The sequence below is a fragment of the Ruegeria halocynthiae genome (assembly GCF_000743705.1).
GTDB classification, from domain to species: domain Bacteria; phylum Pseudomonadota; class Alphaproteobacteria; order Rhodobacterales; family Rhodobacteraceae; genus Ruegeria; species Ruegeria halocynthiae_B.
Window position 1 is genome coordinate 1,075,827 of record NZ_JQEZ01000001.1, and the last position, 15,316, is coordinate 1,091,142.

The window sequence follows — 15,316 nt, forward strand, 5'->3', positions numbered from 1 at the left end:
AGATGATTGTGTTGGAGAAACGGCCTCAGCCGTCAAAGGCATGGTCTTATGCGACCCCTTTGGTGGCGGTACTGGCGACAATGGTGTGTGGCGGCATCCTGTTTGCCGTATTAGGCAAGAACCCGGTTCAGGCCATCGGCACCATCTTTTGGGAGCCGCTGTTCGGTGAATTCGCCTTTTACTATCGCCCGCAATTGCTGGTGAAAGGGGCCCCGCTGGTTCTGATCGCCATTGGTCTGTCGCTGGGCTTTCGCGCCGGTATCTGGAACATCGGGGCCGAGGGGCAATACATCATGGGCGCCATTTTCGGTGCCGCAGCTGGGTTGGCGTTTTATCCGCTGGACGCCTGGTATGTCTTTCCGATCATGGTGATTGCGGGGGCCATCGGCGGCTGTCTCTGGGCGATGATCCCGGCCTTTCTGAAGGTGCGCTTTGGCACCAATGAAATCCTTGTCTCGCTGATGCTGGTCTATGTGGCCGAGCAGATGCTGGCCTCGGTCTCATTGGGTCTGCTGAAAAACCCCGAAGGGTTCGGCTTTCCCGGCTCGCGCAACCTGCAATCTTATGAAAGCGCGCATAATGCCGAGTTGATTGCCGGTTCGGGGATGCACTGGGGTGTCGTGACGGCCCTGATCGCCGTGATCTTTGCCTATGTGCTGCTGAACCGCCACATGCTGGGCTTTCACATCAGACTGACCGGCGAGGCCCCCCGGGCCGCGAAGTTCGCGGGTGTCAATCCTGCGCGCCTGATCCTGTTCTGTCTGGGAATGTCCGGCGCACTGGCCGGGCTGGCGGGTATGTTCGAGGTGTCCGGCCCATCCGGCGTAGTCAGCATCGACTTTAACGTGGGCTATGGCTTTACCGCGATCATCGTGGCCTTTCTGGGCCGTCTGCATCCCGTGGGCATTCTGCTGGCGGGCGGGTTGATGGCGCTGACCTATATCGGTGGCGAAATCGCGCAATCCCAGCTGGGCTTGCCAGCCGCAGCCATTCAGGTGTTTCAGGGCATGTTGCTGTTCTTCCTGCTGGCTTTCGATCTTTTGACAAACTACCGCATCCGTGCGGCCCGTAGAGAGGTGGCGTGACCCATGGACCTTGGTGAAATCAATCCCGTACTTCTGCTGGCCTCATTGATGGTGGCCGCAACCCCCCTGCTGCTGGCCGCGATCGGAGAGCTGGTCGTCGAAAAAGCTGGTGTTCTGAACCTTGGTGTCGAGGGCATGATGATCGTCGGCGCAATCAGCGGCTTTGCGATCTCGGTCGAGACCGGATCACCCTGGCTGGGCTTTATCGCGGCGGCCATTGGTGGCGCGGTTCTGTCCCTGCTGTTCGTCTTGCTGACACAGGTGGCGCTGGCCAATCAGGTGGCCAGCGGTCTGGCGCTGACCTTGTTCGGCCTGGGCTTCAGCGCCCTTCTTGGCCAAAGCTATGTTGGGGTCAAACCGCCCAGCATGGGCGATATCCACATCCCTGTGATCAGCGATATTCCCGTCATTGGCCCGATCCTGTTCCAGCATGATCCGATCCTCTATGTCGGTATCGCCCTGACCGCCACCGTCTGGGCCGTGCTGAAATACACCCGTGTCGGGCTGATCCTGCGCGCGGTCGGTGAAAACCACGATGCCGCGCACGCGCTGGGCTATAAGGTCATCAAGATCCGCATCATGGCGATCCTGTTCGGCGGGGCCTGCGCGGGCCTTGGCGGAGCCTACATCAGCCTGATCCGCGTGCCCCAATGGACCGAAGGTATGACCGCCGGCGTCGGTTGGATCGCGCTTGCGCTGGTCGTGTTCGCCAGCTGGAAGCCATGGCGCGCTTTGCTGGGGGCGTATTTGTTCGGCGGTATCACTGTGTTGCAGCTGAATTTGCAGGCGGCGGGCGTTGCCATCCCGGTCGAGTATCTGGCAATGTCGCCCTATATCATCACGATCCTTGTGCTTGTGATCCTTTCGGCCGACAAGAGCAGCGCGCCTGCCTCACTGGGCCGGATTTTCCACGCCTCGCATTAGACGGGGCCAATACAACCAACTTGGGGAGTAACACATGAAATTCACTTCACTTCTGGCAAGCGCCGCCATGGCGCTGGGTCTGGCGACAAGCGCCATGGCCGAAGACAAAACCAAAGTCGGGTTCGTCTTTGTCGGCCCGGTGGGCGATGGCGGCTGGACCTATGAACACAACAAGGGCCGTCTGGCGGTCGAGGAAGAGTTTGGCGACAAGGTCGAGACCGTGTTCGTTGAATCCGTACCCGAAGGCCCGGATGCAGAACGCGTGATGACCCAGATGGCGCTGGAAGGCGCGGATCTGATCTTTACCACCTCGTTCGGTTACATGGATCCGACCATCAACGTGGCCAAGAAGTTCCCGAACGTAAAGTTCGAGCACGCGACCGGCTACAAGACAGCCGACAACGTTTCGGTCTATTCGGCACGCTTCTATGAAGGCCGCGCCGTTCAGGGGCATATCGCCGGTAAAATGACCAAATCGAATGTCATCGGATATATCGGGTCCTACCCGATCCCCGAAGTGATCCGTGGTATCAACTCGGCCTATGTCCACGCCAAGAAAGTAAACCCTGATGTCGAGTTCAAGATCATCTGGGCTTATACTTGGTTCGACCCGGCGAAAGAGGCCGACGCCGCCACCGTTCTGATCGAACAGGGCGCGGATGTGATCCTGCAGCACACCGACTCGACCGCGCCGCAAGCGGCTGCGCAAGAGGCAGGCAACGTCATCACCTTCGGCCAGGCCTCGGACATGAGCGAATACGCTCCGTTCCCGCGCGTGTCCTCGATCATCGACAACTGGGCGCCCTACTATATCGCGCGTACCCAGGCCGTCATGGACGGGTCGTGGGAGACCGTGAACACCTGGGACGGCATCAAGGAAGGCATGGTTGAGATCGGCGAGATTTCCGACTCTGTTCCCGCCGACATCAAGGAAGAAGCGCTGGCAATGAAGGCCGCAATGGCTGCTGGTGAATACCATCCCTTCACCGGTCCGCTGAAAAAGCAGGACGGCAGTGACTGGTTGGCCGAGGGCGAGACCGCCGATGACGGCACGCTGGCGGGCATGAACTTCTATGTCGAAGGGCTGCAAGGCGAAATCCCGCAATAACGCGAGTAATTTCTTTTTGAAAAAGGCCCGCTTAACCGCGGGCCTTTTTTTGTATCTATCGCCCGATTGCTTGGAACCCTTTATTCACCCTCAGCAGGATTGTGCCCGTAATATTCATAGGTTCGCCGCAGGATTTCACCGTGAAGCCTGATGATATCCGTGCCATCCTGCTGCGTGCGGAACTGTCCGGTTTCATCAAGGCTGGCCAGGGTAATGACACCAGACATGAACTCTAGCCCGGCCTTGTTGATCGGACACAGCATCATCGCGCCATCACCCGGAATTTCACCGTGACCGCCGGATTGAACACGGCCTGGTCCGGGAAGGCCGCCGTAGCCTCCGGTCAAACCGATCCCCGCCGGGGCGGCGGGCGCCACCGTGACGTTTACGCCGGCACTGGTCTTGGCCTGATACGTGATCACGTAGGCTGCTTTGGCTTGCAACGCGTTCAGGTTCAAGTGCCGGAAATTCGTTGATGACAACTGCAATGGGTAATCAAGCTGGGTGTCGACAAAGGCAATTGCACCGGCAATTCCGGCCTCATCCAACTCGTTTACATACTCGGTGGCGACTTCACGGATTGCCCGATGCATGGATTTTTGCAACTTGGGGTCCGTCACAACCTGGTTCCACTGTGCAACCTGCGCCGACGCCCCCAGTGGCGTAAATGCCCCAAGTATCAAAAGGCTGGTCGTCAGGAGTATAAACTTTCGAATTACGCGCATCTGTCCCTGCTCTCCGTTCGTTGTTGAATTGGATCGAAATCCGGGCCTTGCATTGCATCGAATATGCATAACCACAGACACTGCGTAAATCCGGTTCAACATTAATCAAGAAAGCAAAACGGCACCCGGCGGTACCGGGTGCCCCAAATCATCTGTTTGGCGACTGCGCAACACCGTTTAGACAGATACGGTGGCGCAGTTTCAATGCCCGCTCAGAACCAGTGTATTCACCGGCATCAGGATCAGACGCAGACGCAGGCCTGCGGCGTGCACAACACCAATCGTGTCCACGACGTGCAGGAATGCGCCCTCCCAAAATCCCAGATCCTCATGCTCCAACCGCTCGTGATTGTCGGTGTAGACATTGGCCAGACAGTTGCTGCCCGGCGGGATATCATCGGCCATACCTTTGTAAAGCGGCTCCATATACACCAGAATCGAGCCCGGGTTGTTGTTGGTCTGCACATCGCGCAATTCATCCGTAGGGCGGATTTGCCCGGATGGGATCACGTCCTGCACCTGCACCACAACAACCGGGATCACGGTGAAGGGTTTGGTCATGCAGCCCAGCTCTCCGATCATGCCGGGCTTGATGACCTGCGCAGACAGCTGGTTGAATGCGGCCTGAAACCGGTTATGGCCCGAAGAGGACGGCACCAGAATCCCCGCAGGGCGCAACAGCGGGCTGACATAGTCGCCAACCTGCAGGCCGAACTGTTCGACACGCCCCGTCACACCGGCGCTGATCACGGTCTTGTCCAACTCGGTCAGGGCGGCATCCAGCTGCGCGTTTGCGCTGGCCAGTTGGGCGGGGATCAGTTCCTCGATCTGTTGCACGACAGCGGCCCGCTGCGACTGCGCGGCCACCAGTTTCGCCTCGCGCTCGGCCACCAGGTTCTCAAGCCTGTCGATCTCGGCCAGACGCACAGCGCTTGACCCTTCGTCGCGCAGGGTCGTGTTGCGCTCCAGATCCTCAAGCGACTGGTCCAGCGCGGCGCGGGCACCGGCAATTCCAGCCTCGGCCTCTGCCAGGTCAGTTTCCGCCACTTTCAACGAGGCCTGGACCTGTGCGATCCCGGCATGTGCGGCCTCGACCATGGCGGTTTGGGTGAAATCCTCGATCCGGAAAATCGGCTGCCCGGCCACAACCTGCTGGTTGTTGCTGACATAGACCTCGGACACGCGCCCGCCCAGTTGGGGTAGGATCGTGACGGTACGGAAATAGGACGCGGCGGTTTTGCTGGCCGGATGGAAATAGAACAGCGTGGTGATCACGGTCAGCGCCAGAATGGCGCAGGTGGTCAGACCCCACCGCAACTCGTACCACATGGTGAACAGCGTGATCTCATGCCCGATCCGTTTGCCCTGCACGAAGCGGCGGTACAGATAGTCGGGCAGCACCGTCACCAGCGCGCACATCAATGTCTCAAGCATATCTTACTGCTCCTGCTGCGCGGTGGGTTCGGACGGCTCAGCCGGGGTGGGATCGGCGGCTTGGGGGTTACCCAAAGATCGGATCGCATCCGCAATGGCCCGCAAAGGTGCCGCGACGTCGGGGAACTGGAACCCGGCCACCAGAACGGCGGCGACCCAGAACAGGCCGTTGTGGGTGAACAACGCCAGCAGCGCCAGAATGCCGACAAGCTGAAACTGAGGGTGATTGGATTCATGCGCGATCTTTTCGGGGATCGAATGCAGGGTGAAATAGCCCACCCCGATCAGAATGATCACCAGCACGGTAAAAACAAACATGAACGTCAAAAGAAAATCGCTGCCGTCCGCCTGGGTCACGTAGGACGGGATATGTCCTGTGGCCATCGGGTGTAGATCTGCGGTACTCACCCTGCCCTCCTGTTATTGCTTGCTTCTTGTTTGGATGGGTTGATGCGCAAATTCAAGCCTGCTTAAAGTTCTGGTGCCACCAAGAGACATTTTGGTGCACAAACAACCAATGAACCGCTTGCCGGTTGTAAGGGGCTAAATGATTGATTTTCTGGTCATCGGCGGCGGCATTGCCGGGCTCAGCGCGGGTGCGCGCCTGTCCCGCCACGGAACCGTCACCGTTCTCGAGGCGGAAGACGCACTGGGGTTCCATGCGTCGGGGCGATCGGCTGCCCTGTTCGAAGGAAGTTACGGCCCCCACGCCGTTGTTGCATTAAGCCAGGCGAGCGCCGCTTACTTGCGATCCGAAAACGGCGGATACCTGACCCCTCGCGGCCTGATGTTGGTGGGTGGCAAGGATCAGGCGCGGGAGTTCGAACAGGACGCGCGTGACTTGGACATGCAGGTCATTCCCAAGTCGGACGCCTTTGCGCGGGTTCCAATCCTTGACCCTGATGCGGTGGGCTTTGCGGCCATCAGCGACGCGGCGTTTGATATAGACACCGACAGGCTGTTGCAGGATTTCGCCCGCACCATCCGCGGCAACGGCGGAGAGGTCCTGACCGGCCATAAAGTCACCGACCTAAGCAAGACCACACATTGGACGGTCAAGGCCGGAACCGTTTACCATGCCCGCGCCATAGTGAATGCCGCAGGTCCTTGGGTTGATGAAATCGCGATGATGGCCGGGATCGCGCCGATAGGCATCATCCCCCGGCGCAGGTCGATGGCACGTATTCCGGCACCGGGTGGGCATGATGTCCGGGGCTGGCCGATGATCTTGGGCGTTGGCGAAACGTGGTACGCCAAACCCGACGCGGGCAAGCTGCTGGTTTCCCCGGCCGAGGCGGATCCGGTCGCGCCGCAGGACGCCTATGCCGACGACATGGTGCTGGCCGAAGGGCTGGCCCGCTACGAAGCGATGGTCACGGAACCCGTAACGCGGGTCGAGGCCAATTGGGCAGGCTTGCGCAGCTTTGCCCCGGATGGGACTTTGGTGCTGGGGCCTGATCCGGCCGATCCCAGCTTTATTTGGTCCGCCGGTCAGGGCGGTTACGGGTTTCAAACCGCTCCGGCTGCGTCGAAACTGGTCGCCGATCTGGCAACGGGTGCGGCACCGGATCTGGATGACGCAAGCGTTGCGGCCCTTAGACCTGAAAGACTGCGTTCATGAGCAAACGAAACCTCCCGTCAAACGCCAGCGTCGCGACCGAGGGCCAGGGCGGGCGCATGATCGCCCCCGCAGCAACCCGCAATGCGGATGCGCTGTGCGATCTGTTGGCCCAATGGGCCCCGCCAACGGGCCATGCCCTTGAAATCGCCAGCGGCACAGGGCAGCACATCAGCGCCTTTGCCCAACGCTTGCCCGGTCTGGAATGGCAGCCAACCGAAATCGCGCCAGACCGGCGCGATAGCATCAACGCCTATACGGCGGAATTGCCCAACGTTGCAGCCGCTGCCGACCTGGACGCAACTGCCGCCGGATGGCACCGGCAGTTCGGCGGGCTCGATTTGATTGTCCTGATAAATCTGGTCCACCTCATCAGTTGGGATGAAACCCGCACGCTTGTGTCCGAAACCGCAAGGGCGCTGTCCCCCGGCGGCAGGTTTGTTCTATACGGCCCCTTCAAACGCGCAGAGCAATTGACCAGCGACGGGGACAAACGGTTCCACGAAGCGTTGGTTTTTCAAGACCCCGAGATCGGTTATAAAAACGATGAAAACATCGCGGCCCTGATGTCGGATCAGGGACTGGACGTCATTGAGGTGATTGAGATGCCTGCAAACAATCTGGCATTCATCGCCAAGGCCCGCGCCACCTGATCAAGATCAAAGCCGGACAGGGGGTTTCTGATTCATATTCCATTTACTGTATATGATGAAGGAAACTCTCAATGGTATGGCAAGAAAAGCTGTTGGCGACCCGCAAGGGGTTGCGCAATCTCAATGGCTCGATCCCTGATACGACACGCGCGTTTGGTGCGTTGGGAAAGGCCGTGAAAGAAGGCGGGACACTGGATTACAAAACCAAGGAATACGTCGCGCTGGGGATGTCGATCGCTGTCCGGTGCGAACCCTGCATTACCTTGCACACCGAGGCCCTGATCAAAGCAGGGGCCACCCGGGACGAGGTGTCGGACGTTCTGGCCATGGCCATTCAGATGGGTGGCGGGCCGTCCATGATGTATGCGGCCAAAGCGTTGGAGTGTTTTGACGAACTCAGCGCATAAAGAGCCATAGGCAGGCTTGGCAAGGAGGCTCCGTCTCTGGGGCCGCCCTTTTGACAGGTATCAGCCGTCCTTGCGGATGACCTCGTTCTTCGGGTCATAGGGGCTGTCGCAGGTCACGACCGCATCCCACAACTTGTCCTGCATTTTGACCTTCAGCTTGGTGCCTTCCACCGCCAGATCGGGTTTCACATACCCCATGCCGATGGATTTCCCAAAAGCCACCGAATACCCGCCCGAAGTCAGACGCCCGACACGCTCGCCATCCAGAGTATACAACACTTCGCGGCCCCAAGGGTCGGCATCGTCCGGCCCGTCGATCAGCAGGGTGCAGCATTTCACGCGCACGCCGGTTTCGACCATCTTGTCCTTGCCGTGGAACTCTTTGTTCAGGTCGACAAAGCGCGGCAGGTCAGCCTCCAGCGGGTTGGCGTCGCGGCCCAGTTCGTTGCCGAAGGCGCGATAAGATTTCTCCTGCCGCAGCCAGTTCTGGGCACGCGCGCCAACCAGTTTCATGCCGTGCTTTTCACCCGCCTTTTCCAGCAGGTCGAACAGGTAATTCTGCATTTCCATCGGGTGATGCAGTTCCCAGCCCAGCTCACCCGTATAGGCCACGCGGATCGCATTGACCGGACACATGCCCAGTTCGATCTGACGCGCCGAGAGCCATGGGAAGCGCTTGTTGGACAGCGCGGTTTCCGGATCGGCGTCTTTGATGACTTCTTTCAGAACGTCACGCGACTTGGGTCCGGCGATGGCAAAGACGCCCCACTGGGTGGTCACGTCCTGGATCTCGATGTACCCAAACTCCTCCATCTTGTCTTCGGCCGCCTTGCGCAGGAAATCAGCGTCATATTCGGTCCAGGCACCGGCCGAGACGAGGTAGTAATTGTTCTCGCCATTGCGGACGATGGTGTATTCAGTGCGGGTGGTGCCATGCGAGGTCAGCGCATAGGTCAGGTTGATGCGCCCGACCTTGGGCAGCTTGTTACAGGTGAACCAATCCAGGAACCGGGTTGCACCGGGGCCTTTGACGACATGTTTGGAAAAGGCTGTCGCGTCGATCAGGCCAACGCCCTCACGGATCGCTTTGGCCTCGTCTACGGCGTGCTGCCACCAGCCACCCCGACGGAAAGACCGCGCGTCATGGTCAAAGTTCTCGGGCGCGTCCAGCGGGCCGTAGTAGTTCGGGCGTTCCCACCCGTTAACCCAACCAAATTGCGCACCGCGTGCCTTTTGACGGTCATAGGCTGGTGCGGTCCGCAAAGGACGCGCTGCCGGGCGTTCCTCATCCGGGTGGTGCAGGATGTAGACGTGATCGTAGCATTCCTCGTTCTTGCGCGCCGCGAATTCAGTCGTCATCCAGTTGCTGGAATACCGCTTGGGATCCAGCGAGGCCATGTCGATCTCGGCCTCGCCATCGACCATCATCTGCGCCAGATAATACCCGGTGCCGCCCGCGGCAGTAATGCCAAAGCTAAAGCCCTCGGCCAGCCACATGTTGCGCAGACCCGGCGCCGGGCCCACCAGCGGGTTACCGTCGGGGGTATAGCAGATCGGGCCGTTGAAATCGTCTTTCAGGCCGCTTTCTTCGCACGACGGCATCCGGTGGATCATCGCCATATATTGGTCTTCGATCCGCTCAAGATCCAGCGGGAACAGATCGGCGCGGAAGCTGTCCGGAACGCCATGCTCAAAGCAGGCAGGCGCGTTCTTTTCATAGACACCCAGAATCCAGCCGCCGCGTTCTTCGCGAACGTAAGATTGCGCATCGGCATCACGGATCACCGGGTGTTCGGGGTTGCCCTCATCGCGCCAGGCCTTCAGCGAGGTGTCAACATCGGTGACGATGAACTGGTGCTCGACCGGGATTGCGGGGATCTTGATGCCCAGCTTTTTCGCGGTGCGCTGCGCGTGGTTGCCGCTGGCGGTCACGACATGTTCGGCGGTGATCACGATTTTTTCGTCGCTTTCAATCAGGTTACCGCCTTTTTCAACCATCTTGGTGCAAGTGACCTCCCAATGGGTGCCGGTCCAGTGGAATTCATCCGCCTGCAGCTTGCGCACGATCTCTGCCCCGTGCTGGCGTGCGCCTTTAGCCATCGCCTGGGTCACGTCAGCGGGGTTAATGTAACCGTCGGTATGATGGTACAATGCACCCTTCAGGTCTTCGGTCTTGATCAGGGGCCAGCGTTCCTTGATCTCATCCGGGGTCAGCCACTGATACGGCACCCCACAGGTTTCGGCTGTGGACGCGTAGAGCATATATTCGTCCATACGCTCATCCGTCTGCGCCATGCGCAGGTTGCCAACCACAGCGAACCCCGCATTCAGGCCGGTTTCGTCCTCAAGCTGCTTGTAGAAATCGACCGAGTATTTGTGGATATGCGTCGTCGCATACGACATGTTGAACAACGGCAACAGACCCGCCGCGTGCCAAGTCGAGCCCGACGTCAGCTCATCCCGCTCGATCAGCATCACATCGTCCCAGCCCGCCTTGGCCAGGTGATAGGCGATCGAGGTTCCAATGGCGCCGCCGCCAACAACCAATGCTTTGACTTGGGTTTTCATAACCGGGCGTCTCCCCTTGAATTCAGTTGCCACCATATGGCGCAATTGAACCCCTCGGCGCGACATTCATCCGACCAGTGATATGAAAAAAACGACCCCCAAACCTGCGAGAGTCGTTTTTCATCTGGCGAGCGAAGCTTTTAGCCGCCAGTCAACGTGCATTTCTTGAAGGCGTCTCTTGAAGCGCATTTGCTCGAAAAACCTACCCCGTCCTTGTTGACGCGGACCGCAGGCGCCTGCGCGGAGTCGCTTTTCTGGAAGTAGGATTTCAACCCGCCCAAAAACCCGCCTGACCCCGCATCCTTGGCTTCGCTAGCGGGTGCCTCCTTACTGCCGAAAGATGCAAAAAGACGCCCAAACATGTTATCACCGCCCGAACTGGCTTGTTCGGTTTCCCCTTCCATCAGTGTAATCAGCCCTTGGCGATATCCGGTCTGCACCAGATCATCCGCAGATTTGATGTTGTTCGCCGTCAGGTCAAAGGTGTCCGCCGGCAGCGCATATTGGCTGGCCAAGGAGTTAGCAACCAGCGCCAGCCCGTCGATATTGTTGAGCCGCAGCCGCGCCAGCTCACCTCTCAACTTAACGAACTCTGCCCGCAGCTCAGCCATTTTCGCAGCCAGCTCCAACTCACTGTCCGGGTTGGCGATTGTGCCGATCCCCACCCCCGGTACCGGCTTGCTTAGCAGCGCGTTCAGCCCATCATAATCAAGCTGGGCAAGAAACGCTGACACCTCTTTGGTTGGTGCGTCAGCGTAAATCTTGAATCGGATTTCTTCACCCAGGCCAAGGGTACCCTTGTAGATATCAAAGCCAGGCTCGGTCTCTAAATCCGAAATTGTCGCAGTGACTATCGCCCAGAACGCCCGGTCACTTACCGTAATCACGCTGGATCTGCTTTCCTGGAATTGGAAATAGGCCACTCCTCCGATCACCCCGACGGGGGCGTAGTCGCTGCCGCCTTGGCCCAAAGAGGCAACAGATTGCGCGATGCTGCCCGTCAGCGTGTTGGATCTGGCGTTTTTCCTGAGCAAAACCTGCAACCAAAGCGTGTGTTCCCCTTTTTCGTAGACCACGCTTGTGCGGTCCAACTTCCGGACCACCTGCTCAGCCTCCTGCACAGCGACATTTCTGGCCAGCGGTCGGGCTGCTTCACTGACATTGTTCAGGCCCGGGCCTTCGCGCGCATCAAGCGTATAGTCGCCATCCGCAAGCGCACGGCGCACCCAGCCGTTACCGGCATCGGGCAAATACGGTTTGCCGCCAGCCCGCCAGCGTTTCGCGCGCTCGCGCTCTGCCTTTTCCGCGTCCAGCCCTTGGTCAAAAATTGCGAACCGGTGCTTGATCGTGTCCACATAACCGCTGGCGGTCAGGGTTCCTTCGTTCTTTTTGTCTTGTTGGTAATAGTCGAGGCCCGCAACAGCCAAAATCACGATCAATGCAAAGCCGATAAGACGAAGTGCGCCCATAAATACCCTCGGAATCAAAAACTGCTCTTTTTGGGGTTCCCTAGTCCCGAAATAGGGCAGGCATATGACGCTGTTCTAAAAACCTGAAATTGCCAGATCACTCCAAATCCAGAAAAACCTTCCCGGGATTCATGATGTTATCGGGATCTAATGCCTGTTTGATGACCGCCATAAAATCAACGGCGCCGCCAAGCTCTTTCAGCAGATAGGGCCGTTTGCCCTGCCCGATACCATGCTCGCCGGTACAGGTCCCATCCATTGAGATCGCAAGCTCGTTCAACCAGCCTACGAACTTGTCGGCGGCGGCGATTTCACCGGGGTTTTCCATGTCGATCAGCAACAGACTATGGAAATTCCCATCCCCAACATGCCCGACAATCGGTGCCATCAGCCCAAGCTCTTTGGCCTTATCCTGCGTTGCCGTGACACATTCAGCCAAACGCGAGATCGGAACACAAACATCGGTGGAAATCCCCCGCGCGCCGGGGCGCAGCTGTAGACTGGCCCAATACATGTCATGCCGCGCCTGCCACAGCTTGTTACGCTCTTCGGTGGTTGCGGTCGCGGCGAAATCGGTGCCACCGAACTCATCCGCGATCTGGCCAAAGGTTTCCGCCTGCTCAACCGCGCCAGCGTCCGAGCCGTGGAACTCCAGCAGCAGCAGTGGCGTTTCCGGCAGATTAAGTCCCGAATAGGCGTTGGCCGCCTTGACCGACAGCTCATCCAACAACTCAATCCGGGCCACGGGTACGCCGTACTGGATGGTCATCATTACCGCCTTACAGGCCGCATCAACGGTCGGAAAGGAACACCGCGCCGAGGTGATCGCCTCGGGGATACCCTGTAGCCGAAGGGTAAGTTCGGTGATAATGCCCAACGTGCCTTCGGCCCCGATCAGCAAACGGGTCAAATCGTATCCAGCCGAGGATTTGCGCGCCCGGTGGCCCGTGCGGATGATCTGCCCGTCCGGCATCACCGCCTCAAGGCTCAGGATGTTGTCCTTCATCGTGCCATACCGCACCGCATTGGTGCCCGAGGCCCGCGTGGCCGCCATCCCACCCAGCGATGCATTCGCACCCGGATCAATGGGAAAGAACAATCCCTGATCGCGCAGATGGGAATTCAGATCCTCGCGTGTCACGCCCGGCTGCACGACACAATCCAGATCCCCGGCATGGACGGCCAGCACCTTGTCCATCTGGCTCAGATCCACCGAGATCCCACCAGCCGGTGCATTCACGTGCCCCTCAAGCGAGGTGCCTGTGCCAAAGGCGATTACCGGAACCTTGTGCCGGGCGCAGGTTTTGACGATCTCGGACACTTCGGCGGTCGAATTGGGAAAGACCACCGCATCCGGGGCCTGATTGGCGATCCAGGTGGTCGTATGACCATGCTGTTCACGGATCGCCAGACCGGTTTGCAAGCGGTCCCCGAACTTCTGTTTCAGGATGCCGACCGCCGTTTCGATCCCGACCTCATTTCGCGGCAATGCTGTGGCCTGCACCATATGGGTTCTCCTTACTCGCCCAGCGCAATGCCTTCACGGCGTGGGTCGGCACCACCGATCAGAGCGTCACCAATTTCTATCGCATGCAGCCCCGATGTCAGATCGCGCGGGTTCACCTCGAACCCCAGTTCGATAAGCGTGTCCGAGAACCCTTCGGCAGCGGTGCCCTGTTCAAGGTCATATGTGCCAAAGCGGTTGACCAGATGCGGCAGCGACAGCGCTTGCTGCACATCCATATCCCAATCCGCCCAGGCAATTATGGATTTGGCCACATAGCCGATGATGCGGCTGCCACCCGGTGATCCGATGGCCAGAACCGGCTTGCCGTCCTGCATGACAATTGTCGGGCTCATCGACGAACGCGGGCGTTTGCCCGGTTCCAGCCGGTTGGCAATCGGCACCCCGTCGCTGTGGGTTCTGAACGAGAAATCCGTCAGTTCGTTGTTCAGAAGGAAACCGTTCGTCATCAACCGCGACCCGAACCCGTTTTCAATCGTCGTGGTCATCGACAGCACATTGCCAAACTGATCCACGATCGAGATATGCGAGGTCGACGGCAACTCGAGCGAGGTATCATCCGCCCAGTTCGACGCGTGATCGAATTCCGGATTGCCCGGCGCAACCTCAATCAGCGCGCCCTCGCCGCCCAACAACTCACCACGATCAGACAGGTAATCGGGATGAACCAGACCCTGCGTTGGCATCGGGACAAAATCATGATCGGCCATGTAACGACCGCGATCCGCAAAGGCCAAGCGTGAGGCATCGCCGATCAGACGCCATGCATTTGCATCCTCGGGGCCCATGGCGGCCAGATCATATCCGTCCAACATGCCCAGAATCTGACCAACTGTCAGCGCCCCGGACGAAGGCGGGCCCATGCCGCAGACCTCATAGGTGCGATAGGTTGCACAGACCGGTTCACGCTCGATCACCTGATACAGCGCCAGATCGACACCGGACAGAACGCCCGGATTGTCGGGCGCATTGCGCACCGTGCTGACGATACCGGCTGCTATTTCGCCGCCATAGAACCCGGCTGACCCTTCACTGGCCAGAACCCGCAGGGTGTCGGCATAGGCCGGGTTGGTCAGCCGCTGTCCCTGATGCAACGGCTCACCATCGGGCAGAAAATACGCGGCTGTTGCGGGAAAACGGGACAGGCGGTCCGCATCCGCCTCGACAAGGTTGGCCAGGCGCGGAGAGACAAGAAACCCTTCGTCCGCCAACGCGATCCCGTCCTGAAACAAGCCGGGCCACGGGCTGCGGCCCCAGCGCCGATGTGCCTCTTCCAGCAAGGCAGGTGTGCCGGGCGTGCCGACCGACAGCCCCCCGACCACCGCGTCAAAGAATTTCAGTGGTTCGCCGTTGTCGTCGTGAAACAGCCTGTGGTCGGCCTCAACCGGGGCGGTCTCCCGCCCGTCCAGCGTTGTCAGCTTACCGGTTGCGGCATCGTACCAAACCAGAAACGCGCCCCCCCCCAGACCCGAGGACTGAGGCTCGACCAGACCCAGCACGACCTGCACCGCCACCATCGCATCCGCGGCCGAACCACCGGCCCGCAACACCTTGGCACCGGCCTCAACGGCCAGAGGGTTCGCAGCGGCAATCATCCAATTCTGCGAGGTGACCGGCTGACCGGCCATTTTCGCCTCGAGCGCGGCAATGACCTCTTCGGTCAGGCCCTGAACCTGGCCTTGCGATGCGCCTTCGGGGGCGACCGCATCCGCCGTTTCCTGTGCGAATGACGCCCCACCCAAGGTCAGGGCTGTCAATAACAATCCCGATATCAGATTCCGTTTCATAGTTTCCTCCTGA

13 protein-coding genes are annotated in these 15,316 nt (G+C 59.4%); 6 read left to right on the forward strand and 7 right to left on the reverse strand.

The window, feature by feature from the left end:
* The first annotated feature begins 2 nt into the window (after positions 1 to 2).
* From JT51_RS05255 to JT51_RS05265, 3 genes are read left to right on the forward strand one after another with little or no spacing between them, the layout of a single operon-like run.
* A complete protein-coding gene (locus tag JT51_RS05255; protein WP_037308668.1) occupies positions 3 to 1,085 on the forward strand; it encodes an ABC transporter permease in 1,083 nt (360 codons plus the stop codon).
* Between the two features lie 3 nt (positions 1,086 to 1,088).
* Entirely contained in the window at positions 1,089 to 2,009 is a 921-nt protein-coding gene (locus JT51_RS05260; RefSeq protein WP_037308671.1) for an ABC transporter permease, read from the forward strand.
* Positions 2,010 to 2,043: 34 nt separating this feature from the next.
* Positions 2,044 to 3,117 (forward strand): BMP family ABC transporter substrate-binding protein, encoded by a 1,074-nt coding sequence (locus JT51_RS05265; RefSeq protein WP_037308674.1) that lies wholly within the window; start codon positions 2,044 to 2,046, stop codon positions 3,115 to 3,117.
* Between the two features lie 80 nt (positions 3,118 to 3,197).
* Here the strand turns inward: JT51_RS05265 and JT51_RS05270 are convergent, their stop codons facing one another.
* The 3 genes from JT51_RS05270 to JT51_RS05280 all read right to left on the reverse strand — a co-directional run bounded on the left by JT51_RS05270 (position 3,198) and on the right by JT51_RS05280 (position 5,684).
* Entirely contained in the window at positions 3,198 to 3,842 is a 645-nt protein-coding gene (locus JT51_RS05270) for a hypothetical protein (RefSeq protein WP_037308676.1), read from the reverse strand.
* A gap of 201 nt (positions 3,843 to 4,043) precedes the next feature.
* Positions 4,044 to 5,276: an HlyD family secretion protein gene (locus tag JT51_RS05275; protein WP_037308679.1), complete on the reverse strand. Its 1,233-nt coding sequence runs from the start codon at positions 5,274 to 5,276 to the stop codon at positions 4,044 to 4,046.
* 3 nt (positions 5,277 to 5,279) lie between these two features.
* Positions 5,280 to 5,684 (reverse strand): hypothetical protein, encoded by a 405-nt coding sequence (locus JT51_RS05280; protein WP_235216111.1) that lies wholly within the window; start codon positions 5,682 to 5,684, stop codon positions 5,280 to 5,282.
* Positions 5,685 to 5,823: 139 nt separating this feature from the next.
* On the opposite strand from JT51_RS05280, the gene JT51_RS05285 reads away from it, so the two are divergent.
* The 3 genes from JT51_RS05285 to JT51_RS05295 all read left to right on the forward strand — a co-directional run bounded on the left by JT51_RS05285 (position 5,824) and on the right by JT51_RS05295 (position 7,954).
* A complete protein-coding gene (locus JT51_RS05285) occupies positions 5,824 to 6,897 on the forward strand; it encodes an NAD(P)/FAD-dependent oxidoreductase (protein ID WP_037308685.1) in 1,074 nt (357 codons plus the stop codon).
* On the forward strand, positions 6,894 to 7,547 hold the full coding sequence (locus JT51_RS05290; RefSeq protein WP_037308688.1) for a DUF938 domain-containing protein: 654 nt from the start codon (positions 6,894 to 6,896) through the stop codon (positions 7,545 to 7,547). The genes JT51_RS05285 and JT51_RS05290 overlap by 4 nt, the downstream gene beginning before the upstream one ends.
* A 71-nt stretch (positions 7,548 to 7,618) precedes the next feature.
* A complete protein-coding gene (locus JT51_RS05295; protein WP_037308690.1) occupies positions 7,619 to 7,954 on the forward strand; it encodes a carboxymuconolactone decarboxylase family protein in 336 nt (111 codons plus the stop codon).
* Between the two features lie 60 nt (positions 7,955 to 8,014).
* Here the strand turns inward: JT51_RS05295 and JT51_RS05300 are convergent, their stop codons facing one another.
* The 4 genes from JT51_RS05300 to ggt form a co-directional block, all read right to left on the reverse strand.
* On the reverse strand, positions 8,015 to 10,522 hold the full coding sequence (locus tag JT51_RS05300; RefSeq protein WP_037308692.1) for a GcvT family protein: 2,508 nt from the start codon (positions 10,520 to 10,522) through the stop codon (positions 8,015 to 8,017).
* A 140-nt stretch (positions 10,523 to 10,662) separates the two neighbouring features.
* Positions 10,663 to 11,991: a hypothetical protein gene (locus tag JT51_RS05305; RefSeq protein WP_037308694.1), complete on the reverse strand. Its 1,329-nt coding sequence runs from the start codon at positions 11,989 to 11,991 to the stop codon at positions 10,663 to 10,665.
* A 97-nt stretch (positions 11,992 to 12,088) separates the two neighbouring features.
* The gene (locus tag JT51_RS05310) at positions 12,089 to 13,498 is read right to left on the reverse strand and encodes an FAD-binding oxidoreductase (protein WP_037308697.1); all 1,410 of its coding nucleotides are present in this window, start codon (positions 13,496 to 13,498) and stop codon (positions 12,089 to 12,091) included.
* Positions 13,499 to 13,509: 11 nt separating this feature from the next.
* On the reverse strand, positions 13,510 to 15,303 hold the full coding sequence (gene ggt / locus JT51_RS05315; RefSeq protein ID WP_037308700.1) for a gamma-glutamyltransferase: 1,794 nt from the start codon (positions 15,301 to 15,303) through the stop codon (positions 13,510 to 13,512).
* Positions 15,304 to 15,316 lie beyond the last annotated feature (13 nt).